Genomic DNA, 22,586 nt, shown 5'->3' with positions numbered 1-22,586 from the left:
ACCACTGGCCTGCCTGGCAGGCGACGTCACGCGGCCTCCCGCGGAATGAAATAGCCTACGCCGCGCATGGTGCGGATGCATTGGCTGCCGAGTTTGCGGCGCAGGTGGTGGATGTGCACTTCCACGGCATTGCTGTCAACCGCTGACTGCCAGCTGTAGAGGCGTTCCTCCATCTGTGCGCGCGACAGCACCCGGCCCCGCGCCTCCAGCAAGAGCCACAACACCGCGAATTCGCGCGGGGAGAGATCCACAGGCGCTCCGCGCAGGCGCACCGTGCGCGCGGCCGGATCGAGTTCGATGTCGCCATGGCGGACCACGGGCTGCGACCGTCCCGCGGCGCGGCGCAGCATGGCGCGCAAACGCGCTTCGAGCTCATCCACGTCAAACGGCTTGGTGATGTAGTCGTCTGCCCCCAGGTCCAGTCCTGCGATGCGCTGATGGACATGGTCGCGTGCGGTCATGATCAGGACCGGCATATCCGGATCGGGCAGCGCGTTTTCGGCGAACGCGTCCTGCCCTGCGCCGGCCGCGCCGCGCAAGCGCGGCAACAGGCTGCTGCCGTCCCCATCGGGCAGCCCCAGGTCCAGCAGCACGGCGTCGAACGCCTCGCTGCGCAGTGCGTTCCATGCGCTGGCAATGGAATCACACACGTCCACGGCATAGCCGCGCTGCTCCAAATTGGCGCGCAAGCCGCTGGCAATACCGGCATCGTCCTCAACCACAAGAATTCGCATCCGGCGATTGTCGCGCCCTGTTAAGACGCGGTTAAGCACGGCGGCCTATCGTTTTCGCCCATGCCCCATCTTCTGAGCGCGCCGCCCGTGGCGCCTTACCGCCCGGCCCGCACCGCGCTCTGCACCCTGCTTGCCTTGCTGTGCTTGCTGGCATGGGATGCGGCCGGCCAGGACCTCGCATTGGCCCAGGTTTTCGGCAATTCCCATGGCTTTCCCCTGCGCGAACATTGGTTCCTGGTCTATGGGCTGCACGAAGGCCCGCGCCGCTTGGCTTGGCTGTTGACCCTGGCGCTGACGCTGGCGATCTGGTGGCCCTTTGGCGTGCTGCGCCGGGTGGGCCACGCCGAGCGTTTGCAACTGGCCATCACGACGCTGCTGTCATTGGCGGTCGTCACCGCGTTGAAATACACCAGCACCACCAGCTGCCCCTGGAACCTGGCGCAGTTCGGTGGCGTGGCGCGCCATGTCTCGCATTGGGCGCTGGGAACGCTGGATGGTGGCGGCGGTCGGTGCTTTCCGGCCGGCCACGCCGCTGCGGGCTTTAGCTTCCTCGGCGGCTACTTTGCGTTGCGCCGTCTGCATCCGCGCCAGGCGCACGCGTGGCTGGCCGCTGCGCTGGCGAGCGGCCTGGTGCTGGGCTGGGCCCAGCAAATGCGCGGCGCCCACTTCCTGAGCCACACACTCTGGACCGGCTGGCTGTGCTGGACCACTGCCTGGGTCTGCGATCTGGTCAGCCAACGGCTGCAGCATCTTCCTCGGCGGGCACGCAGCACTCCTCTCACCAAAGACTCCCCCCATGCTGCCACTTGATCTGGCCATCTTTCAGACCTTGAACGCCGGCCTGGACACGCCTGCCGGCGTGGTCACACTGGCGCGTTGGGTTTCGCAGGTCGGCCCGGCAGCGATCGGCGCCTTGATTGCCGCCAGCCTGGTCGGCAAGCAGCACCGCGGCCCGCCTTGGCGCACCCTGATCGTGTGCCTGATGGCACTGCTCCTCACGTGGTGCGCCGTGCGTGGAATACGCGACTGGTTTCCCGTCTCCCGGCCCGCGCAGCTGGGCCTGGGGTTTCAGTGGATCAAGCAAGGCGCGCGCCCGGGGTTCCCCAGCATGCACGCGGCCACGTCCTTTGCCCTAGCGCAGGGCCTGCTGCTGTGCAGCCAGCGCGCCCTGGGATGGACCGCATGGTTGGTTGCCGGCGCCGTGGCCTGGAGCCGGGTGTGCCTGGGCGTCCATTTCCCTTCGGACGTGCTCGCCGGCCTGCTGGTCGGCACGGCCATTGCGTCGTTGGTCGCGCTGGCCGCGCGGGCCGGCGGGGCTGCCGCGGTCAGCTGGCGCGGCAGATTTTCAGCATATTGGTCCCACCCGGCGCGCCCATGGGCTCCCCGCATGTGATGGCGTAGACGTCTCCCGTGTTCACGATGCCGCGCGCCTTGAGGTGTCCTTCGGCCTGCTCCAGGGCCGTGTCGCGGTCGGCACTGGTGTCCATGAGCAGCGGCCGGACATTGCGGAACAAGGCCATGCGCCGCTGCGTGGTCACCTTGGGGGTGAGCGCGTAGATCGGAATATGGATGCGGTGGCGGCTCATCCACAGCGCGGTGGAGCCGCTCTCGGTCATGGCCACAATCGCCTTGGCACCCAGATGGTGCGCCGTGAACAAGGCCCCCATGGCAATCGACTGGTCGATGCGCCCGAACGTCCGGCCGGTGAAGTCGGCGTCCAGCTCCACATCCTCGGCCGATTCGGCCGCGGCGCAGATCTTGGCCATCTCCAGCACGGTTTCCAGCGGATACTTGCCCGCCGCCGTCTCGGCGCTGAGCATCACGGCATCGGTGCCATCGAGCACGGCATTGGCCACGTCGCTCACCTCGGCGCGCGTGGGCACGGGGTTGGTGATCATGCTCTCCATCATCTGCGTGGCGGTGATGACGACCTTGTCCATCTCGCGCGCCATGCGGATCATTTTTTTCTGCAGCGCCGGCACCACGGCATTGCCGACCTCGACGGCCAGATCGCCCCGCGCGACCATGATGCCGTCGCTGGCGCGCAGGATCTCCTCAAGCCGCGGAATCGCCTCGGCGCGCTCGATCTTGGCGATCAGCCCCGGCTTGTGGCGGTATTCGGCGGCGGCCACATTGCACAGCTGGCGCGCCATTTCCATGTCGGTGGCGTTCTTGGGAAAGCTCACGGCCACGTAGTCGGCCTGGAAGCTCATCGCCGTGCGGATGTCCTCCATGTCCTTGGCCGTCAGCGCAGGCGCCGTCAGCCCCCCGCCCTGCTTGTTGATGCCCTTGTTGTTGGACAGCTCGCCGCCGATCTTCACGGTCGTGTGCACGGCTTCGCCACGCACCGCGTCCACGGTGAGCACGATCAGGCCGTCGTTGAGCAGGAGCACATCGCCAGCGCGCGTGTCGCGCGGCAGTTCCTTGTAGTCCAGTCCCACACCGTCCACATCGCCCGGCTCGGTGCGCGAGGCATCGAGCACGAACTGCGCGCCCGGCTCCAGCTGGACGCGGCCTTCGGCAAACCGGCCGACCCGAATTTTGGGGCCTTGCAGATCGGCCATGATCGCCACCTCGCGCCCCGCCCGATGCGCCGCGGCCCGCACCGCGGCCGCGCGGTCGATATGGTCCTGCGCCTTGCCGTGGCTGAAGTTGAGCCGAACGACATTCACGCCGGCCGCGATCATCCGCTCCAACAACGCCGGGTCGCTGGAGGCGGGGCCCAGGGTGGCAACGATTTTGGTGGCACGGCGCACTCGCATCGGAAAACTCCTGTATGTAATCGGGTTTCAATTCTTACATGAAAGCAGTTACAGGCAGGGCCCCGCGGGTCCTGCCTGCCGGCCTTTGCCACCGGATGTGGAGCGGCGCGGCACCGAAGGCCGCGCCCTGCACCACGGCAGGCGTCAACCGCCTGCCGCAGCGCGCTTTTCGAGGATCTCGAACGCCGGGAGCTGCTTGCCTTCCAACACCTCGAGAAAGGCGCCGCCGCCGGTGGAGATGTAGCCCACCTGCTTTTCGATGCCGTACTTGGCGATGGCCGCCAGCGTATCGCCGCCACCGGCAATGCTGAACGCCTCGGACTCTGCGATGGCATGGGCAAGGGTGCGCGTGCCGTTATCAAACGCCGGAAATTCGAACACGCCGACGGGACCGTTCCAGACGATAGTGCCTGCGGACTTGAGCTGCGCCGCGAGGCGCGCTGCGGTGTCGGGGCCGATGTCCAGAATCAGGTCGTCTTCCTCGACGGCGGTGGCCGCCTTCACGGTGGCCACGGCATCGGCGGCAAACGCCTTGGCCGTGACCACGTCGGTGGGAATCGGCACCGCGGCGCCGCGCGCCTTCATGGCATCGATCACCGCACGGGCCTCGGCCACCAGGCCGGGTTCGGCCAGGCTCTTGCCGATCGGCAGGCCGGCCGCCAGCATGAAGGTGTTCGCAATGCCGCCGCCGACGATCAACCGGTCGACATTCTTGGCCAGGCTCTGCAGGATGGTGAGCTTGGTCGAGACCTTGGAGCCGGCCACGATGGCGACCAGCGGGCGTTTGGGGTGCGCCAGCGCCTGGGTCAGCGCGTCGATTTCGGCCGCCAGCAGCGGGCCGGCGCACGCGATGGGGGCGTACTGGGCAATGCCGTAGGTCGTGCCTTCGGCGCGGTGCGCCGTGCCAAAGGCGTCGTTGACGAAGATGTCGCACAGCGTCGCCAGCTTGCGCGCCAGGGCTTCGCTGTTTTTCTTTTCACCCACGTTGGCGCGGCAGTTCTCCAGCAGCACGACCTCGCCGGGCTGCACCTGCACGCCATCGACCCAGTGCGCCAACAGCGGCACCGGGCGCCCCAGTAGCTCGGACAGGCGCTGCGCCACCGCGGCCAGGGAGTCTTCGGGCTTGAACTCGCCCTCGGTGGGGCGGCCCAGGTGGCTGGTGACCATCACGGCGGCGCCCGCGTCGAGCGCCATCTGGATGCAGGGCACGGAGGCGCGGATGCGCGTGTCCTCGGTGATGCGGCCCTGGCCGTCCAGTGGCACGTTCAGGTCGGCACGGATGAACACGCGCTGGCCACGGGCTTGGCCCTGGGCGCACAGGTCGGAAAAGCGAAGAATATTCATGGAAAAGGGGTTCCGGCAAATCGCGGGTTGAGCAGGGCTGCCATTGTAGGCAGGCGCCCCCGCGCGCCGCTCCGGCTACCAGCCCAGCGCGATGTGCAGCGGCAGGTACACCGCCATCCCGACCACGATGGTGCCAAGGATGCCGCGGCGCCAGAAATAATAGGCTGCGGCGCACAACGCCGCCGGCAGGCGCGCGTCCTGCCAGGTGGCGATGAACGCGCCCTGCGCCATGAGGATCTCGGGCGCGATCACGGCCGTGAGCGCCGCCAGGGGAGCGTATTTGAGCCCGCGCTTGAGCCAGTCCGGCATGGGCAGCTCGCGCTCGGGCAGCATGAAGAACGCGCGGGTCAGCAGGGTGATGACCGCCAGGCCCACGATGGCCAGCAGCGGCCAGGCCCACTCCCCGTTCATGGCCGTTCCTCCCTGCCCAGTGCCACGGTCTCGCCGTCCGGTGCCGTGGGCGGTTCGGGGCCGTCCAGGGGCACGGGCGGCACCGCATGCGGGCGGCGCCGGTCCACCGCCTCGATCAGCAGACCGGCGGCCACGGCGGCCGCGATCGCCACCAGGATGTTGAGCTTGAGCGGCAGCGCAAAGGCGGCGATGGCCGCCGTGGCCGCCACGCCCGTGGCCAGCCACGTGGCACGGTCGAACAGCAGCGACAGCAGCACGCCCAGCAAGGCCAGCACCCCCGCGAACCCGAGGCCCCACGACAGCGGCACCACGTTGGCCAACAGAATGCCGGCGATCGAGGGCAGCTGCCACGACAGCCAGTTGAGCGAGGCCGCGCCCCAGAAATAGGGCACCTGGCTGGGCTCCGGCACCGGGTGCGGGTAACGCTTCATGAAGGCCACGAAGATCACGTCGCCGCTGAAATACCCCACCGCCAGGCGCTGGCGCAGCGGCAGGTGCTGAAAATAGGTGCGCCACATGCTGCTGAAGATCACGAAGCGCAGGTTGACGCACGAGGCCGTGAGCCAGACCACCCACAGGGGCGCGCCCGTGGCCAGCAAGGGGATCACCGCCAGCTGCGCGCTGCCCGCGTACACCAGCAGCGACATCGCCAGCGCCAGGGGCACGGACATGCCGCTCTTGACCATGGCCACGCCCGTCACCAGGCCCCAGGCACCGACACCGACACCCGTGCCCACCATGTCCGACACCCCCTGGCGGAAGAAGGGGCTGCGCACGGTGGCGCGCAGCGCCGTCATGCGGTCGGCTCGGCGGCGGACACCGGACCCAGCACCATGCCGGGCTGCAGATCGAACCCGCGCAGGAAGTCGGCCACCGGCAGGCGCTTGCCCCCCGCGCGCTGCAGCACCGTGAGGCGCAGCGCGCCTTCGCCGCAGGCCACGGTCACGCCCGCTGCATTGACAGACAAAATCTGCCCACAACGCACGCCATATAAGCGCTGATAGCTATTAATTTCATAGTCCCACACCTTGATCACATCGGTCCCCAGCGTGGTGCTGGCACCCGGAAACGGATCGAATGCGCGGATGCGCCGGCCAATGGCCTGCGCGGGCTGCGCCCAGTCGATGCCGCTTTCGGCCTTGTCGATCTTGTGCGCGTAGGTCACGCCCTGCGCCGGCTGCGGCACGGGCCGCAGGCCGCCGCTGGCGGCGAGCTCCAGCGCCTGGACCACCAGGCGCCCGCCGAGCTCCGCAAGCCGGTCGTGCAGCGTGGCTGTGGTGTCGCTGGCGGCGATCGCGGTCGTCCCGGCCAGCAGCATGTCGCCCGTGTCCAGGCCCGCATCCATCTGCATGATGGTCACGCCGGTCTCGGGGTCGCCGGCCTCGATGGCCCGGTGGATCGGCGCCGCGCCGCGCCACCGCGGCAGCAGGCTGGCATGGATGTTGAGGCAGCCGCGCGCGGGCAGGTCCAGCACCCACTGCGGCAGGATGAGCCCATAGGCAGCCACCACCATCGCATCGGCGCCCGCCGCCACCAGGGCGGCATGCGCCGCCGCAGCGTCCTCGGGGTATTTGCCGTCCAGGCGCAGACTGCGCGGCTGCGCGACCGCGATGCCGCGCTCCAGCGCAAATTGCTTGACAGGCGAAGCCTGCAGCTTCATGCCGCGCCCGGCCGGGCGGTCGGGCTGGGTCAGCACCAGCGGCACCTCGAAGCCCCCTTCCAGCAGCCGCTGCAGTGCCACGCGGGCGAATTCGGGGGTGCCGGCAAAAATGATCTTCATGGACAGGGGTGCAGCACGCCGCTCTCAGGGCATGCGGTCATCGCCAGGCACAGGCTCGTCGGTGAACATCACCATGCGCACGACGCCGCCGCGGTCGATGTGGATGTGGGCCTGGCGGCGCGTGGAGAAGTCGTCGAGGAAGCGGTAGGTCCAGATGTCGCCGTCAAAACGCGCAACGCGCTCCACGAGCATCGGCAGGCCAAAGGTGCGCTGCACGTCGGCCACGGTCCACTGCCCCGGCACCACCGACGAGAACTGCGCAAACGTGAAAACCTGCTCCGTGTGCACCAGGCGCCCGTTCGCGTCGAAATCCATGTGGAATGCCCTGTAGCCAGCCGGCTGTGTGGTGTAGAGCAGCCGCTCGCCGCCGCCCGGCAGGGGCGATGTGCCGGCCGGCGCACCCAGGCGGGCAAGCACCTCGGCGCGGCTTGCGCCAGGGCGCTCAAAGTCTGGCGAAGCGCAGGCCAGCAGCAGCAGTGCCAGCGCCGTGCCGGCCAGGACGCGCCAGATGGGGCCTGCTGCGCGGCTCATGCGCGGGCCTCGCGCTGCGCCTTGACCATCTTGGTCTTGATGCGGTTGCGTTTGAGCGGCGAGAGGTATTCGACGAACACCTTGCCCAGCAGGTGGTCCATCTCGTGCTGCAGGCAGACCGCCAGCAGGCCGTCGGCCTCGATCGTGCGCGGCTGGCCCTCGCCGTCGAGCGCGCGCACATGCACGGCCGTGGAGCGCTCCACGCCGTCGTAGATGCCGGGCACCGACAGGCAGCCTTCGTCGCCCACGACCTTCTCGGCGCTGGCCCAGACGATTTCGGGGTTGATGACGACCAGAGGCTGATCGCGCTCTTCAGAGACGTCGATCACGATCACCCGCTCGTGCACGTCCACCTGGGTGGCGGCCAAACCGATGCCATGGGCGTCGTACATGGTGGCCAGCATGTCGGAGACCAGCAGCCGGATGCGCTCGTCCACCGCCTGCACCGGGCGGGCGACAGTGTGCAGGCGGGGATCGGGATAACAAAGAATGGGAAGGATTGCCATGGCGACCAGAAAAAGCTGTCGCTATTTTCGCCACTTTTGCCGCCGCGCGCAGCGCAAGCAGCCAATAATCATTGCCCAATCAAGGCCTTGCGCCGAGAATCCTCGGTGGATTGTCACGTATACAGCTGCTGCGACCGGCACCCGGGACGCGAGCGGCGCCAGCGAGGGGGCGTTCAGCAATGCATCAAAAAAATAACTACACGGCGGCGTTTCGCCGCGCGCAGCGGGCCACCGTGGGCGCACTGACCTTGCTTGCCGCAGCCACTCTGGCCGCGCCACTGCAGGCCCAGACCTTTCCGGTCACCGCCGACCAGCGTGCCACGGCCCAGCAGGTCGCGCACCAGGGCATTCCCCTCAGCGAACTCGCACCCCAGGCCCCGGACCGCTACGTCGTCCAGCGCGGCGATACCCTGTGGGGCATTTCGGGCCTGTACCTGCGGCGGCCCTGGCGCTGGCCCGAGCTGTGGGGCATGAACCTGCAGGCCATTCCCAACCCGCACCTGATCTTCCCGGGCCAGACGCTGTACCTGGAAAAGCGCGGCGGCTACGCCCGTCTGAGCACCCTCGCAGCGGGAACGCCCGAAACCGTGCGCGTGTCACCGCGCACGCGCAGCGACAGCCTGTCCGATTCCGCGCTGCCCACGCTGCAGCCCCACCTGATCGAGCCCTTCCTGGTCGAGCCCCTGGTGGTCGATGCGCAAACGCTGGAGCATGCGCCGCGCATTGTCGCCACCGTCGACCAGCGCGTGCTCATGAGCAGCGGTGACCGCGCCTATGCGCGCGGCACGGCCGCCGCGCCGCTGCGGGTGGCGGCCGGCGTGCCGCGCTTTTACCGCATCTTCCGCAACGCGGTGGCCCTCCAAGACCCGCTGAGCGGCGAGGTGCTGGGCTACGAGGCCCAGTACCTGGGGCAGGCGGAACTGGTGCGCAGCGAGACCGAGGCGCCGGCCGCGGACGGCAAGGCAACCGAACAGGTTCCGGCCACCGTCGACATCCGCGCCAGCAAGGAAGAAGTCCGCGCGGGCGACCGGCTTCTGCCCGCACCCGCCCGCGCCTTCTCCAGCTACACGCCCCGCGCCCCGCAAGGCGCTGTTGACGCGCGCGTGGTGTCCATCTATGGCAGCACCGCCGTCGCGAACGCGGCGCAGAACCAGGTCATCGCCATCAACCGCGGTGAGCGCGACGGCATGGAATCGGGCCACGTACTGAACCTGCTCACCCAGGGCGAGCGCCTCAAGGACCGCACCGACCCGGCAAAAGCCATCATCCAGCTGCCCAGCGAGAGCAATGGCATGGCCATGGTGTTCCGCACCTTTGACCGCGTCTCTTACGCGCTGATTCTGGACGTGCGCAACACCGTGCGCGTGGGCGACCGGCTCGTCAATCCGCGCTGAACCGGACCGGCTGCAGTGGTGGCGCCCTGCGACATGGCTCCCTCTTCGGCGGCCTCCCTGCCGCTGGAGCGCGATGAACTCGCTGCGTGGCTGAGGCTGACCCTGACGCCCGGCGTGGGCGACGCGGCGGCGCGCCGCCTGCTGGGCACGTTCGGGCTGCCGCAGCGCATTTTTGGGCAGTCCGGCCAAGCCCTGCAGCAGTGCGTGACACCGGCCCAGGCACACGCGCTGCTGCGCGAACCCGATGGCCTGCCGGCCTTGGTGGAAACCACCTGGCAATGGCTGCACACCGCACCCGCTGCCGGGCCCGCGCGCGCCATCGTGGCGCTGGGCGATCCGCGCTACCCGCGCCTGCTGCTGGAAACGCAGGACCCGCCGCTGCTGCTCTACCTGCTGGGCCCAGACCGCTTCATCGGCCCCCAGGGCACTCCCTTTCCCACGCACCACTGCCTGGCCATGGTGGGCAGCCGCAACCCCACGGCCCAAGGGCAGGAAAACGCGCGGCAGTTCGCCCGCGCCCTGCGTGCGAGCGGGCTGGTCATTGTCTCGGGACTCGCGCTGGGCGTGGACGCGGCCGCCCACGAAGGCGCACTGGAGGCCTCCACCGACGCCGATCCCATGCCCGCCACCGTGGCGGTCGTAGGCACCGGCCTGGACCGCGTCTATCCGCGCCGCCACCTCGATCTGGCCCACCGCATCGCCGCGCGGGGCGTGCTGGTGAGCGAATACCCGCTGGGCACAGCGCCGCTGCCAGGCAACTTCCCCAAGCGCAACCGCATCATTGCCGGGCTGTCCCTGGGCACCTTGGTGGTGGAGGCTGCCACGGCCTCGGGCTCGCTGATCACGGCCCGGCTGGCGGCAGAACAGGGGCGCGAGGTGTTTGCCATCCCCGGCTCCATCCACGCTCCGCAGTCGCGCGGCTGCCACGCCCTGCTCCGGCAAGGCGCCAAGCTCGTGGAATCGGCCCAAGATGTGCTCGAAGAACTGCGGCTGGCACCGCCGCCCCCGGCCGCCGAGGCCTGCCCGCTCCCCGAGGAGGTGCAGGAGCCCGACAGTCCGCTGCTGCGCGCGCTGGGGTTTGACCCTGTGGGCCTGGACGCGCTGCAGGCGCGCACCGGGCTCGATACGGCGACGCTGCAGGTCCAGCTGCTGGACCTCGAACTGGCGGGCGTGGTGGCGCGTTTGCCCGGGGCCTTGTTCCAGCGTTTGGCACGGGCCTGAAGGCAGCGCCGCAGCCCGGCGGTGGCGCCTGCGCTCAGCCCAGCAGCCGCTCGGGGTTGGCGTCGATCTTGGCCAGCGCATCGCGCGTGGCGCGCACCGTCAGGCCCTCTTCTTCCTGGGCCACCAGCAGACCCGCCTGCAGATAAGCCCCGAGGCGGCGCAGCTGAATCAGGTAGGTGCTGCCATCGGGCGCGGCAAACAGGTGCAGTTGCCTGCGCTGGCTGTGCCAGGCGTACTGCACCTGGGCACTGGCGCCCGTGTGGTCGAGCGTGAACCAGGTGCCCAGCGGCAGCGCCTGCGCCCACTGCACCATGGCCTCGTCCACTGGCGCGCCAGTGTCGGCCAGCACGTGGATGGACGAGGCATCGATGCCCAGCATCATCTCGATGTGGTCTGCATCGAGCGGAAAGTCCCCGAGCGCGGCGGCATCGTCGATAAAGTCTTCCAGGTGCTCCAGACGGCGCGCCATGGCCTCGATGTGCTCGGGGGGAATGGAGGCCGTCTTGGCCACGAAGGCTTCTGCGAGCGTGTCGGTCAGCACCTTGATCTGCGCATCTTGCGCCGCTCCGACCATCCCGATGAGGGCCAATCCCTGGCGCAGGCGCTGCAACAGCCCCGGCAGGGACTGGATGACCTGGGCGCGGTCGCTGCGGTGGGGCTTGGCGCTGGCGGCCCACACCAGGTCGGCCGCCGTGCGCTTGAACGCCAGCGTATCGGCATGCTGGGCGCCATCGCGCACCGCCGAGAGCGCCAGCACCTCCGTCCAGGTCTTGAACAGGAATTCGCGGATTTCGTCGCGCACCGGCATGTCCTTGAGCATGGTGCGCAGCTCGATGGTGTATTGAACGGCCAGCGTCTCCCGTTGCTCCACCTGCTGCGCCACGCTGGCCAGCCGGGACGTAGCCTGTTTCTCGGTCAGGAATTTGGCGAGAAATTTCTCGAATTCGTTGTGCACCAGCTGGAACACGCGCCGCCCGGTCTCGGGGTACTGCTCGATCACCTGCACAACACGGCGGATCTCGGCCTCCAGTGCACTGCCACCGATGGACGTGGCATCAAACCCGAGCACACACGCGCCCATGCGGTCGATGAGTTGGCGCGCCGGATGGTTGAGATTGCTGAAGAACTCGGGTTCGGCCAGCGCCACGCGCAGCACGGGGACCTGCAGGCGCGCAAACCACACGCGCACCGCAGACGGTATGCGGTCTTCAGAGAGGATGCTCTGGAACATCAAGGCCACGACTTCAATGATGGCCTTCTCGCTGTCCGTGGCCGCTGCCTTCTTGAGCTGGGCGGAGCGCTCACGCACCGTCCCGGCCAGCTGCACGACCGCGGCCGGGCTGTAATCTTCCACCAGCGTGCCGACCGTGCTGTAGTAGGTTTCGGCCTGCACCCGGTGCACTGCCAGCGCATGCGCCAAAGCGGCCGACGCGGGCGCTGCGTGCATCATGTCGTAGCCCATGGACGGCTCGGTGAGCAGCCGCCGCAGCTGGCCCATGACGCTCAAGGCCCGCTGGCGCGCGCGCGCCAGGGGTGTGAGGCCGGGGGCGGCCACCATGCCCATCTGCGACAGGTGCGCCGGCGCCGGCCCGCGTGCCGTGCTGACAGCCTCCTGCGACTGCGCCAGCGCCTGCGACGCCAGGCTGTCCTGTCCACTGCGGGACGGTGGCACGGCCGCGTGGCTGACGCGCACCCGCAGATCCTGCTGCGGTGCCACGCCCTGCGCGGCCAGAAAATCGTTGCCCGCCTGGTAGAGGCCTTGCACCAGCGCCGCCAGTTCCCGCTGCAAGGGGTCCACCACGCGCTGCAGGTCGGCGCGCTGCAGCCCTGCCTGCACCCATTGCTCGACCAGCGCCAGGCTCAGCGCCTCGGGGCGCAGCATGTCGCTGTCGGGCAACTCGCGGCCTTCGAGCGCACGCAGCCGCAGCCGCAGTGCGTCGAACGCGGTACTGACCTGCTCCATCACGGTCAGCGCGATGCGCGAAGCCAGGATCTTGTTTTCGACGACGTCGTCGCTGAGCAGCTCGAAGCCCGTGTCGGCCGGCAAACCACGGCGGGTGGTGGGGGCCGCAGCAGGCGCGGCGAGGGCCTCCACACGCCAGGCGCTGCCCAGGGCCTGCACCCAGGCGGCGCGGTGTGCCTGGTACTCCATCCAGGCATCGCGCCGCTCCTGCGTCTGGCGCTGCGTGCCCGTCTGGGACATTAGCGTGGCTAAGAACTCCAGCAAGGCCTTGTCCAGCCCCGCCAGGCCGGACGCCAAGCCTTCGACAAACTGCCGGCGCACCGCCCCCGCGAGCCTGTGCTGGGTGGGGGGCGGGGCCGAGGTGTGCATGGCCGGATATTAGTACCGAGCGCGCCTGCCCGGCTATACGGTGGCACCCGCGTTCGGATCGCTGGGGTCGCCCTCGTCCTTGCGCACGGTCTTGACAAGGTCTTCGCGCTTGACGCCGAGCCACATGGCCAGCGACGCCGCCACGAACACCGAGGAGTAGATACCGAACAGGATGCCGATGGTCAGCGCCAACGCGAAATAGTGCAGGCTAGGACCGCCGAAGAAGAACATGGACAGCACCATGGCCTCGGTCGACGCGTGCGTGATGATGGTGCGGCTCATGGTCGAGGTGATGGCATGGTCGATCACCTCGTGCGTGCTGAGTTTGCGGAACTTGCGGAAGGCTTCGCGGATACGGTCGAAGATCACCACCGACTCGTTCACCGAATAGCCCAGCACCGCCAGCACGCCAGCCAGCACCGACAGCGAGAACTCCCACTGGAAGAACGCAAAGAAGCCCAGGATGATGACCACGTCGTGCAGGTTGGCAACGATGGCGGCGACACCGAACTTCCACTCAAACCGCAAGGCCAGGTAGATCACGATGCCCAGCACCACCATGCCCAGCGCCATGAGGCCGCCGTGCACCAGCTCCTCGCCCACCTGCGGACCGACGAACTCGGTACGGCGCAGCGTCACCTGCGGGTCGCCGGCCTTGAGGGCCGTGAGCACTTGCTCGCTTTGCTGCGCCGATGTGACGCCCTTTTGCACGGGCAGGCGGATCATCACGTCGCGCGAGGTGCCGAAGCTCTGCACCACCACGTCGGTGTAGCCCAGGGACGAGACCGTGTCGCGCACCTTGCCGATGTCGGCCGTCTGCGTGTAGGCCACTTCCATGACCGTGCCGCCCGTGAACTCCACCGACAGGTGCAGGCCGCGCGTGACCAGGAAGAAGACCGCCAGCGCGAAGGTGATGAAGGAGATCGCGTTGAGCACCAACGCGTACTTCATGAACGGAATGTCTTTGCGGATGCGGAAAAACTCCATGTCTTTCCCTTTCGTTAGTTGTTATCGCCACGGGCGGCGACAGAACGCAACTGCGATGCGTCTTCAGGCTTCCAGACCTGGCCGATGGACACGCTCTTGAGCTTTTTCTGGCGACCGTACCAGAGGTTCACCAGGCCGCGCGAGAAGAACACGGCAGAGAACATGCTGGTCAGGATGCCGATGCAGTGCACCACCGCAAAGCCGCGCACCGGGCCCGAGCCGAAGGCCAGCAGTGCCAGGCCCGCGATCAGCGTGGTCACGTTCGAGTCCAGGATGGTGGCCCAGGCGCGCTCGTAGCCCGCATGGATGGCGGCCTGCGGCGTGGCGCCCGCGCGCAGCTCCTCGCGGATGCGCTCGTTGATCAGCACGTTCGAGTCGATGGCCACACCGATGGCCAGGGCCATGGCGGCGATGCCGGGCAGCGTGAGCGTGGCCTGCAGCATCGACAGGATGGCCATCAGCAGCAGCACGTTCACGGACAGCGCCACGGTCGAGAACACCCCGAACAGCGCGTAGTAGATGCACATGAAGGCGGCAATGACGACCATGCCCCAGACCACGCTGTGGATACCGCGGTCAATGTTGTCTGCGCCCAGGCTCGGGCCGATGGTGTATTCCTCGATGATTTCCATCGGCGCGGCGAGCGATCCCGCGCGCAACAGCAGCGCCGTGTCGTTGGCCTCCATGGAGGTCATGCGGCCCGAGATCTGCACGCGCCCGCCGCCGATCTCGGAGCGGATCACAGGTGCCGTCACCACTTCGCCCTTGCCCTTTTCAAACAGCACGATGGCCATGCGCTTGCCGACGTTCTCGCGCGTGATGTCCTTGAAGATGCGCGAGCCCTTGGCGTCCAGCGTGAGGTTCACGGTGGGTTCCTGGGTCTGGCTGTCAAAGCCGGGCTGGGCGTCGGTCAGGTTCTCGCCCGTGAGCACGACCTGCTTCTTGACGATCACGGCCTGGCCGTTGCGGTCGAGGTATTTTTCGTCGCCGAACGGCACCGGGCCCGAGCCCAGCTCGGCGGCACGGGCGTCCGATCCCTCGTCGACCATGCGCACTTCGAGGGTGGCGGTGCGGCCCAGGATGTCCTTGGCCTTGGCCGTGTCCTGCACGCCCGGCAGCTGCACGACGATGCGGTCCAGCCCCTGCTGCTGGATCACGGGCTCGGCCACGCCGAGCTCGTTGATGCGGTTGTGCAGCGTGACCATGTTCTGCTTGAGCGCCTGCTCCTGCACCTTGCGCAGCGCCTCGGGCTTGATCGCGGCGCGCAGGCGCATGCCCTCGCCGTCGGGGCTGGAGGTGACCGCCAGGTCCGGGAACTGGTCGGCGATCAGGTTGCGCGCGGCCGCCAGCATGGCCTCGTCGCGCACCTTGATGTCGATGGTCTGGCCGTCGCGGCTGATGCCGCCATGGCGGATGTTCTTGTCGCGCAGCGCCGTGCGGATGTCGCCCGCATACGACTCGGCCTTCTTGGTCAGCGCGGTCTGCATGTCCACCTGCAGCATGAAGTGCACGCCACCGCGCAGGTCCAGGCCCAGGTACATGGGCGCGGCATGCAGTGCCGTGAGCCAGGCGGGCGAGCGCGAGACCAAGTTGAGCGCCACGATGTACTGTGGATCCTCCGGATCGGGCACCAGGGCCTTCTGGATCGCGTCCTTGGCCTTAAGTTGGGTGTCGGGCGTGTCAAAGCGCGCGCGCACCGAGCCGCCATCCAGGCCGATCAGGTCGGGCTGCACGCCGGCGGCGTCCAGCGCCTCCTGCACGCGCTGCTGCAGCGCGGCGTCCACCTTGACGGTGGCCTTGACCGAAGACACCTGCACGGCCGGGGCTTCACCAAAGAAATTGGGCAGGGTGTACAAGACCCCCACCAGCAGCGCGACCACAATGATCGCGTACTTCCAGACCGGGTAACGGTTCATGATCGCGCTTTAACCTCAGGAACAATGAAAGCGGGCGCCCCGCGGGGCGCGCCAGCGAAGGGGCAGCGGCGATTTACTTGATGGTGCCCTTGGGCAGCACCTGCACCACGGCCGAGCGCTGCACCTGCACTTCGACGCCATTGGCGATTTCCACGTGCAGGTACTGCTCGGACAGGCGCGAAACCCGGCCCAGCATGCCGCCGCCGACCACGACCTCGTCGCCCTTGGCAATCGCCTCGACCATGGCGCGGTGCTCTTTCTGGCGCTTCATCTGCGGGCGGATCATGACGAAGTACAGCACCACGAACATCAGGACCAGCGGCAGCATGCCGGTGAGGGACGACATCATGTCGCCGCCGCCGGCGGCGGCTGCAGGGGCGGTCTGGGCAAAGGCTGAAGAAATGAACACGGCAAACTCCCAACAGAAGGGTCAAAAAAGGAAACACCTGACCCGGCCTGCACCACAGCGCCTGCCTGGACGGAAAAGGCAGATTGTATGCGGCGCCTGCCGCGTATCCCCCGGCGCACGCACGGGGTATTCCGGGGCCGGTCCGGCACGGCCCTGGCGCACGAAATATCCACCAAAACAGCGCCAAAAGCTTACCCATCAAGCGCTCATAGCTACTCTATTGATAGCAAAAATAAACCCCGGCGGCGCCCGCAAGGCAGCGGTCGCACCGCCAGGGCGGCCCGGGGGGCGCGGGCGGCGCGGCGCCGCCCGGCACTCAGGCCGCCGCGCGCGCGGGCGCGGGGCTGTTCCACTGCGCCAGCAGGCCCTCCCACTTGGCGCGCGCGGCGTGCAGGTGGCGCTCCTTGACGTGGCCGTAGCCGCGGATGTCCTCGGGGATGGACGCGATCTCGACGGCCAGCGCCAGGCGCTCGGCGGTGAGCGCATGCAGCAGGGCCTCGATGCAGGCGCGGTACTCCTGGACCAGCGCGCGCTCCATCCGGCGCTCGGCGGTCTTGCCGAACAGGTCCAGGGCCGTGCCGCGCAGGCCTTTCATCCTGGCCAGCATGCCGAAGGCGTTGCGCACCCACGGGCCGAACGGCTGCTTGACGAGCTCGCCCTTGTCGTTTTTCTTCGCGGTCAGGGGCGGCGCCAGGTGGTGGACGATCTTGTAATCGCCTTCGAACATGCTGGCGATCTTCTCGGTGAAGGCCGGGTCGGTGTGCAGGCGCGCGACCTCGTACTCGTCCTTGTAGGCCATCAGCTTGAACAGCGAGCGCGCCACGGCCTCGGCCAGGCGCGTGCCACGGCCGAGCGGCGCTTCGGCCGCCTGCACCTTCTCGACGAAGGCCTGGTACTCGGCCGCATAGGCGGCGTTCTGGTAGCCGGTAAGGAAGCCGGTGCGCAGCGCCAGCGTGTCGGCGAGAGACGGCTTCTTGACGAACGCGATCACCTGCGCGGGCTGCAGCAGCGCCAGCACGGCCGGCAGGTCGTGCGCGCAGCGCCGGCCCCACTCGAAGGCGGCCTTGTTGTTGTCCACCTGCACGCCGTTGAGTTCCATGGCGCGCATCAGCGACGCATGCGACAGCGGCACGCGGCCCTTCTGCCAGGCGTAGCCGAGCATCAGCGGGTTGGTGTAGATGCTGTCGCCCAGCGCCTGCACCGCCACCTGCTCGGCGTCGAAGCTGCCCACGCGGTCGGCGCCCACGGCCGCCGCGATGGCGCTCTCGCACTGGCCGCCCGGAAACTGCCAGTCCGGGTTGGTGACAAACGCCGCCGTCGGCGTGCCGTGCGAGTTCAGCGCCACATAGGTGCGTCCGGGCTGCATCACGGCCAGCGTGGCCTTGTGGGCGGCCACGATCGGATCGCAGCCAATCACCAGGTCGGCCTTGGCCATGTCGACTTTGGTCGTGTAGAGGGACTCGGGGCGGTTGGCGATCTGGACATGGCTCCAGGTGGCGCCGCCCTTTTGCGCCAGGCCCCCCGCGTCCTGCGTGACCACGCCCTTGCCGTCGAGGTGCGCGGCCATGCCCAGCAGCGAGCCGATGGTGATCACGCCCGTGCCGCCGACGCCGCCGGTCACGATGCCCCAGGCGGCATCGGCCACCGGCAGCACGGGCTCGGGGATGGCGGGCAGGCTGGCCAGGTCGCCCTTCTTTTCCTTCTTGGGCTTTTTCAGCGTTCCGCCCTCGACCGTGACAAAGCTCGGGCAGAAGCCGTTGACGCAGGAATAGTCCTTGTTGCAGGTGCTCTGGTTGATGCGGCGCTTGCGGCCGAACGGTGTCTCCACCGGCTCGACCGACAGGCAGTTCGACTGGACCGAGCAGTCGCCGCAGCCCTCGCACACCAGCTCGTTGATGACCACGGTCTTGTTCGGCGTGGCCAGCGTGCCGCGCTTCCTGCGCCGGCGCTTCTCGGTGGCGCAGGTCTGGTCGTAGATCAGCACCGTGCAGCCGGGCACCTCGCGCAGCTCGCGCTGGATGCGGTCGAGGTCGCTGCGGTGGTGCACCGTGACGCCCTCGGCCAGCGGCGCGCCGTCGTACTTCTGCGGCTCATCGGTCACGATCACGGTCCGCGCCGCGCCCTCGGCCTTGACGCTGTTCATGATCTGCAGCACCGAGTGGCCCTCGGGCCGCTCGCCGACCTGCTGGCCGCCGGTCATGGCGACGGCGTCGTTGTAGAGGATCTTGTAGGTGATGTTGACGCCGGCCGCTATTGCTTGGCGGATCGCCAGCAGGCCGCTGTGGAAGTAGGTGCCGTCGCCCAGGTTGGCGAACACGTGCGCGTCCTTCGTGAACGGTGCCTGGCCGACCCAGGTCACGCCCTCGCCGCCCATCTGCGTGAAGGTGCTGGTCGAGCGGTCCATCCACAGCGCCATGTAGTGGCAGCCGATGCCGGCCACCGCACGCGAGCCCTCGGGCACGCGCGTGCTGGTGTTGTGCGGGCAGCCGCTGCAGAACCAGGGCGCGCGCTCGCCGGCCTCGCCCCCGACCTCGGTCAGCGCGCGCTCCTTGGCGTCGAGGATGGCCAGGCGCGCGTCCATGCGCGCGGCAATCTCCTGCGGCACGCCGAGCTTGTGCAGGCGTTTGGCGATGGCGCGCGCAATCAGCGCCGGCGTCAGGTCGGCCTTGGCGCGCAGCAGCCAGTTCTGGCCCGGGTTGGGCACCGACCATTCGCCGCCCGAGGCGTCGCCCTCCTGCTCGTCGAACTTGCCCAGCACCGTCGGGCGCACATCGGCGCGCCAGTTGTAGAGCTCTTCCTTGATCTGGTATTCGATGACCTGGCGCTTTTCCTCGACCACCAGGATCTCCTGCAGGCCCTGGGCGAAATCGCGCGTGATCGTGGCTTCGAGCGGCCAGACCACGTTGACCTTGTGCAGGCGGATGCCGAGCTGGCGGCAGGTGGCATCGTCCAGCCCCAGGTCGACCAGCGCCTGGCGCGTGTCGTTGAAGGCCTTGCCGCTGGCGATCAGGCCGAAGCGGTCGTGCGGCCCTGCGATCACGTTGTAGTTGAGCTTATTGGCGCGGATGTAGGCCAGCGCGGCGTACCACTTGTAGTCCATCAGGCGCGCCTCCTGCTCGAGCGGCGCGTCGGGCCAGCGGATGTGCAGGCCGCCAGGCGGCATCGCGAAGTCGTCGGGCGTGATGATCTTCACGCGCTCGGGGTCGATCGAGATGCTGGCGGACGACTCGACGACCTCCTGGATCGTCTTCATGCCCGACCACAGGCCCGAGAAGCGGCTCATGGCAAACGCGTGCAGGCCCATGTCGAGGATGTCCTGCACATTGCTCGGGAAGAACACCGGCGTGCCGCACGCCTTGAAGATGTGGTCGCTCTGGTGCGGCGCGGTGCTGCTCTTGCTGATGTGGTCGTCGCCGGCAATCGCGATCACGCCGCCGTGCTGCGCCGTGCCCGCCATGTTGGCGTGCTTGAACACGTCCGAACAGCGGTCCACGCCCGGGCCCTTGCCGTACCAGATGCCGAAGACGCCGTCGTACTTCTTGCTCTGCGGGTACAGGTCGAGCTGCTGCGTGCCCCAGACCGCGGTGGCGCCGAGCTCCTCGTTCACGCCGGGCTGGAAGACGATGTGGTTGTCGGCCAGGTGCTTCCTGGCGGCCCACAGCGACTGGTCATAGGTGCCCAGCGGGCTGCCGCGGTAGCCGCTGATGAAGCCGGCGGTGTTCAGCCCCGCGGCGGCGTCGCGCTGGCGCTGCAGCATGGGCAGGCGCACCAGGGCCTGCACGCCGCTCATGAAGGCGCGGCCCTGCGGCAGCGCATATTTGTCGTTGAGCGAGACGGTTTCGAGGGCCTGGCGGACGTGCTCGGGCAAAGGGGCGTTCATGGGTTGTCTCCATCGGCGGGGGTCACGGAAGGCGCCTCTTGGCGGGCGCTGCTCGGTCCGCCAGTTTAGGGGGGAACGCGCGGTAAATCTTTGCTTTCTTTGCCGCCTTTTGGCTATGCTCGGAAAGATCCTTTCTCTGAGCGCCATAAAAATGAATCAGATCGACAAATTCGACCTGGCCATCCTGCACGAGCTGCAGGCCGATGCGCGCCTGACCAATGCCGAACTGGCGCAGCGCGTGGGGCTGTCGGCGGCGCCCTGCTGGCGCCGCGTGCGCGCGCTCGAGCAGGCCGGCTACATCCTGGGCTACCGCGCCGAGATCGACCGCCACAAGATCGGCCTGGGCGTGCTGGCCTTCGTGCGCCTGGACGCCGACCGCAGCACCGGCGGCCTGACGCGCGCGATGGAAGAGGCCATCCGGCAGATTCCCGAGGTCGTCTCGTGCCACTACATCAGCGGCACCGGCACCTTCGAGCTGCAGGTGGTGGCGCGCGACCTCGAGAGCTTCTCGCAGTTCGCGCGCGAGGTGCTGCTGAACCTGCCCAACGTGAAGGACATGCACACCAGCTTCTCGCTCGGCGAGGTCAAGGCCGGCGGCGCGCTGCCGCTCGCGCACCTCGGGCTGCCGGGCCCGCGCTGACTCCTGTTTCGATAGCTGTCAGCGCTGACTGGACAAGGGCTGGAGGCCAATTTGGCTGTTAGCGTGCGCCACGCCGCATTCCCGAGCGCCGGACGTGGCACCGGCAGGCCCGCCAGCGCCCCGCGCCGCAGTTGCGCACAATGAGCCCTCATGCCCCCCATGCCGCACCCCGCCTCCGCCCCCGATTCCGTCGCCGCCACCGCGTCGGCCACGGCCGACCACACCGAAGCAGCAGTGGCCGCGCAGCTGGCGCAGGGCGCCGCCGAACGCGCCGAACTCTCGCCGCTGGCGCCGCTCTCACGGCCGGTGTTCCGCATGCTCTGGCTCACCTGGATGGCCGCCAACACCTGCATGTGGATGAACGACGTCGCCGCCGCCTGGCTCATGACCACGCTCACCAGCTCGCCCATCCTGGTGGCGCTGGTGCAGTCGGCGTCGACGCTGCCGGTGTTCCTGCTCGGCCTGCCCAGCGGCGCGCTGGCGGACATCCTCGACCGGCGGCGCTACTTCATCGCGACGCAGTTCTGGGTCGCCGCCGTGGCGCTGGTGCTCTGCGGGGCCGTGCTGGCCGGCGGCATGACAGCGCCGCTGCTGCTGGCGCTGACGTTTGCCAACGGCATCGGCCTGGCGATGCGCTGGCCGGTGTTCTCGGCCATCGTGCCCGAGCTGGTCAGCCGCCCGCAGTTGCCGGCGGCGCTGGCGCTCAACGGCGTGGCGATGAATGCCTCGCGCATCATCGGCCCGCTGCTGGCCGGCGCTATCATCGCCAGCGCGGGCAGCGCCTGGGTGTTCGTGCTCAACGCGGTGCTGTCGGTGCTCTCGGGCCTGGTCATCATGCGCTGGCGCCGCACGCACGTGCCGAGCCCGCTGGGGCGCGAAAAGCTGGGCAGCGCGATGCGCGTGGGCCTGCAGTTCGTGCGCCAGTCGCCGCGCATGCGCGGCGTGCTGTGGCGCATCGCCATCTTCTTCCTGCACGCCACCGCCATGCTGGCGCTGCTGCCGCTGGTGGCCAAGGGGCTCGACGGCGGCGGCGCGGGCACGTTCACGCTGCTGCTAGCCTCGATGGGCGCGGGCGCCATCGCCGCGGCGATGTTCCTGCCGCGCCTGCGCCAGGCCATGCCGCGCGATGTGCTGGTGTTCCGCGGCGCGCTGCTGCAGGCGGCCTCGACCGCCGTCATGGCGATCGCGCCGAACGTCTACATCGCCGTGCCGGCCATGGTGGTGGGCGGCATGGCCTGGATCACCACGGCGAACTCGCTGAGCGTGTCGGCCCAGCTGGCGCTGCCCAACTGGGTGCGCGCGCGCGGCATGTCGATCTACCAGATGGCCATCATGGGCGCGACGGCGCTGGGCGCGGCCGTCTGGGGCCAGGTCGCCACGCTCACGTCGGTGCACACCAGCCTGGCGCTGGCGGCGGTGACGGGCGTGGCCGCCATGGCGCTGGTGCAACGGGTGGTGGCCGACCGCCACATCGAGGAGGACCTGAGCCCGTCGCAGGCCTTCAAGGCGCCGGTGGCACGCACGCCGCCCGACTCGGGCAAGGTGGTCGTCACCATCGAGTACTTCATCCACCCCGACCGGGCCGCCGATTTCCGCAAGCTGATGCAGGAGAGCCGGCGCAGCCGCCTGCGCCAGGGCGCGCTGGCGTGGCAGCTGCAGCACGACCTCTCGGACCCGGCCCGCTACGTCGAGCAGGTCACGGACGAGTCGTGGACCGAGCACCTGCGCCGCTTCGACCG

General features: G+C 68.7%; 19 protein-coding genes. 6 read left to right on the top strand and 13 right to left on the bottom strand.

Going from position 1 to position 22,586, the window contains the following annotated elements; translation table 11 throughout:
• Positions 1 to 26: 26 nt before the first annotated feature.
• Positions 27 to 734 (bottom strand): response regulator transcription factor, encoded by a 708-nt coding sequence (locus B2J89_RS11150; protein WP_169169165.1) that lies wholly within the window; start codon positions 732 to 734, stop codon positions 27 to 29.
• A 60-nt stretch (positions 735 to 794) separates the two neighbouring features.
• Between B2J89_RS11150 and B2J89_RS11145 the strand changes: the two genes are divergently transcribed.
• Together B2J89_RS11145 and B2J89_RS11140 are read left to right on the top strand one after the other, a co-directional pair.
• Positions 795 to 1,544, top strand: coding sequence for a phosphatase PAP2 family protein (locus tag B2J89_RS11145; RefSeq protein WP_169169148.1), 750 nt, complete (start codon positions 795 to 797; stop codon positions 1,542 to 1,544).
• Complete coding sequence (locus B2J89_RS11140) at positions 1,531 to 2,127, top strand: phosphatase PAP2 family protein (protein ID WP_169169147.1); 597 nt, start codon at positions 1,531 to 1,533, stop codon at positions 2,125 to 2,127. Before B2J89_RS11145 ends, B2J89_RS11140 begins: the two co-directional genes overlap by 14 nt.
• Here the strand turns inward: B2J89_RS11140 and pyk are convergent.
• The 7 genes from pyk to def all read right to left on the bottom strand — a co-directional run bounded on the left by pyk (position 2,060) and on the right by def (position 8,068).
• Positions 2,060 to 3,496, bottom strand: a complete 1,437-nt coding sequence (pyk, locus tag B2J89_RS11135) for a pyruvate kinase (protein WP_169169146.1) — start codon at positions 3,494 to 3,496, stop codon at positions 2,060 to 2,062. The genes B2J89_RS11140 and pyk overlap by 68 nt on opposite strands.
• 144 nt (positions 3,497 to 3,640) lie before the next feature.
• A complete protein-coding gene (locus B2J89_RS11130) occupies positions 3,641 to 4,840 on the bottom strand; it encodes a phosphoglycerate kinase (protein WP_169169145.1) in 1,200 nt (399 codons plus the stop codon).
• Positions 4,841 to 4,915: 75 nt separating this feature from the next.
• Positions 4,916 to 5,251 (bottom strand): AzlD domain-containing protein, encoded by a 336-nt coding sequence (locus B2J89_RS11125; protein WP_169169144.1) that lies wholly within the window; start codon positions 5,249 to 5,251, stop codon positions 4,916 to 4,918.
• Positions 5,248 to 6,048 (bottom strand): AzlC family ABC transporter permease, encoded by an 801-nt coding sequence (locus B2J89_RS11120; protein ID WP_169169143.1) that lies wholly within the window; start codon positions 6,046 to 6,048, stop codon positions 5,248 to 5,250. Before B2J89_RS11120 ends, B2J89_RS11125 begins: the two co-directional genes overlap by 4 nt.
• Positions 6,045 to 7,031 carry a methionyl-tRNA formyltransferase gene (gene fmt, locus B2J89_RS11115; protein WP_169169142.1) on the bottom strand — a complete coding sequence of 329 codons (987 nt, stop codon included), beginning with the start codon at positions 7,029 to 7,031 and terminating at the stop codon, positions 6,045 to 6,047. Before fmt ends, B2J89_RS11120 begins: the two co-directional genes overlap by 4 nt.
• A gap of 24 nt (positions 7,032 to 7,055) precedes the next feature.
• A complete protein-coding gene (locus B2J89_RS11110; RefSeq protein ID WP_169169141.1) occupies positions 7,056 to 7,562 on the bottom strand; it encodes a hypothetical protein in 507 nt (168 codons plus the stop codon).
• Positions 7,559 to 8,068 carry a peptide deformylase gene (gene def / locus B2J89_RS11105; protein ID WP_169169140.1) on the bottom strand — a complete coding sequence of 170 codons (510 nt, stop codon included), beginning with the start codon at positions 8,066 to 8,068 and terminating at the stop codon, positions 7,559 to 7,561. Before def ends, B2J89_RS11110 begins: the two co-directional genes overlap by 4 nt.
• A gap of 179 nt (positions 8,069 to 8,247) precedes the next feature.
• On the opposite strand from def, the gene B2J89_RS11100 reads away from it, so the two are divergent.
• Complete coding sequence (locus B2J89_RS11100) at positions 8,248 to 9,462, top strand: LysM peptidoglycan-binding domain-containing protein (protein ID WP_169169139.1); 1,215 nt, start codon at positions 8,248 to 8,250, stop codon at positions 9,460 to 9,462.
• A gap of 63 nt (positions 9,463 to 9,525) precedes the next feature.
• Positions 9,526 to 10,683: a DNA-processing protein DprA gene (gene dprA / locus B2J89_RS11095; RefSeq protein WP_169169164.1), complete on the top strand. Its 1,158-nt coding sequence runs from the start codon at positions 9,526 to 9,528 to the stop codon at positions 10,681 to 10,683.
• Between the two features lie 34 nt (positions 10,684 to 10,717).
• Here the strand turns inward: dprA and B2J89_RS11090 are convergent, their stop codons facing one another.
• The 5 genes from B2J89_RS11090 to B2J89_RS11070 all read right to left on the bottom strand — a co-directional run bounded on the left by B2J89_RS11090 (position 10,718) and on the right by B2J89_RS11070 (position 20,207).
• The gene (locus tag B2J89_RS11090) at positions 10,718 to 13,015 is read right to left on the bottom strand and encodes a DUF1631 family protein (RefSeq protein ID WP_169169138.1); all 2,298 of its coding nucleotides are present in this window, start codon (positions 13,013 to 13,015) and stop codon (positions 10,718 to 10,720) included.
• A 33-nt stretch (positions 13,016 to 13,048) separates the two neighbouring features.
• Positions 13,049 to 14,002, bottom strand: coding sequence for a protein translocase subunit SecF (secF, locus tag B2J89_RS11085; protein ID WP_169169137.1), 954 nt, complete (start codon positions 14,000 to 14,002; stop codon positions 13,049 to 13,051).
• A 14-nt stretch (positions 14,003 to 14,016) separates the two neighbouring features.
• The gene (gene secD, locus B2J89_RS11080) at positions 14,017 to 15,918 is read right to left on the bottom strand and encodes a protein translocase subunit SecD (protein ID WP_169169136.1); all 1,902 of its coding nucleotides are present in this window, start codon (positions 15,916 to 15,918) and stop codon (positions 14,017 to 14,019) included.
• Between the two features lie 73 nt (positions 15,919 to 15,991).
• Positions 15,992 to 16,327 carry a preprotein translocase subunit YajC gene (gene yajC, locus B2J89_RS11075; protein ID WP_169169135.1) on the bottom strand — a complete coding sequence of 112 codons (336 nt, stop codon included), beginning with the start codon at positions 16,325 to 16,327 and terminating at the stop codon, positions 15,992 to 15,994.
• Positions 16,328 to 16,643: 316 nt separating this feature from the next.
• Entirely contained in the window at positions 16,644 to 20,207 is a 3,564-nt protein-coding gene (locus B2J89_RS11070; RefSeq protein WP_169169134.1) for an indolepyruvate ferredoxin oxidoreductase family protein, read from the bottom strand.
• A 151-nt stretch (positions 20,208 to 20,358) separates the two neighbouring features.
• Between B2J89_RS11070 and B2J89_RS11065 the strand changes: the two genes are divergently transcribed.
• Both B2J89_RS11065 and B2J89_RS11060 read left to right on the top strand, forming a co-directional pair.
• On the top strand, positions 20,359 to 20,847 hold the full coding sequence (locus B2J89_RS11065; protein ID WP_169169133.1) for an Lrp/AsnC family transcriptional regulator: 489 nt from the start codon (positions 20,359 to 20,361) through the stop codon (positions 20,845 to 20,847).
• Positions 20,848 to 20,997: 150 nt separating this feature from the next.
• On the top strand, positions 20,998 to 22,586 hold a 1,589-nt coding region (locus B2J89_RS11060), incomplete at its 3' end, for an MFS transporter (RefSeq protein ID WP_169169163.1).

The sequence above is a fragment of the Acidovorax sp. SRB_24 genome, from assembly GCF_012931925.1.
Note: the sequence above shows the minus strand (reverse complement) of the source record. Positions and strands in the feature narration are given on the sequence as shown.

What these genes read in the sequence shown, in the direction of transcription:
- B2J89_RS11150 (WP_169169165.1), bottom strand. Translation starts at nt 734, where the DNA reads ATGCGAATTCTTGTGGTTGAGGACGATGCCGGTATTGCCAGCGGCTTG.
- B2J89_RS11145 (WP_169169148.1), top strand. Translation starts at nt 795, where the DNA reads ATGCCCCATCTTCTGAGCGCGCCGCCCGTGGCGCCTTACCGCCCGGCC.
- B2J89_RS11140 (WP_169169147.1), top strand. Translation starts at nt 1,531, where the DNA reads ATGCTGCCACTTGATCTGGCCATCTTTCAGACCTTGAACGCCGGCCTG.
- pyk (WP_169169146.1), bottom strand. Translation starts at nt 3,496, where the DNA reads ATGCGAGTGCGCCGTGCCACCAAAATCGTTGCCACCCTGGGCCCCGCC.
- B2J89_RS11130 (WP_169169145.1), bottom strand. Translation starts at nt 4,840, where the DNA reads ATGAATATTCTTCGCTTTTCCGACCTGTGCGCCCAGGGCCAAGCCCGT.
- B2J89_RS11125 (WP_169169144.1), bottom strand. Translation starts at nt 5,251, where the DNA reads ATGAACGGGGAGTGGGCCTGGCCGCTGCTGGCCATCGTGGGCCTGGCG.
- B2J89_RS11120 (WP_169169143.1), bottom strand. Translation starts at nt 6,048, where the DNA reads ATGACGGCGCTGCGCGCCACCGTGCGCAGCCCCTTCTTCCGCCAGGGG.
- fmt (WP_169169142.1), bottom strand. Translation starts at nt 7,031, where the DNA reads ATGAAGATCATTTTTGCCGGCACCCCCGAATTCGCCCGCGTGGCACTG.
- B2J89_RS11110 (WP_169169141.1), bottom strand. Translation starts at nt 7,562, where the DNA reads ATGAGCCGCGCAGCAGGCCCCATCTGGCGCGTCCTGGCCGGCACGGCG.
- def (WP_169169140.1), bottom strand. Translation starts at nt 8,068, where the DNA reads ATGGCAATCCTTCCCATTCTTTGTTATCCCGATCCCCGCCTGCACACT.
- B2J89_RS11100 (WP_169169139.1), top strand. Translation starts at nt 8,248, where the DNA reads ATGCATCAAAAAAATAACTACACGGCGGCGTTTCGCCGCGCGCAGCGG.
- B2J89_RS11090 (WP_169169138.1), bottom strand. Translation starts at nt 13,015, where the DNA reads ATGCACACCTCGGCCCCGCCCCCCACCCAGCACAGGCTCGCGGGGGCG.
- secF (WP_169169137.1), bottom strand. Translation starts at nt 14,002, where the DNA reads ATGGAGTTTTTCCGCATCCGCAAAGACATTCCGTTCATGAAGTACGCG.
- secD (WP_169169136.1), bottom strand. Translation starts at nt 15,918, where the DNA reads ATGAACCGTTACCCGGTCTGGAAGTACGCGATCATTGTGGTCGCGCTG.
- B2J89_RS11070 (WP_169169134.1), bottom strand. Translation starts at nt 20,207, where the DNA reads ATGAACGCCCCTTTGCCCGAGCACGTCCGCCAGGCCCTCGAAACCGTC.
- B2J89_RS11065 (WP_169169133.1), top strand. Translation starts at nt 20,359, where the DNA reads ATGAATCAGATCGACAAATTCGACCTGGCCATCCTGCACGAGCTGCAG.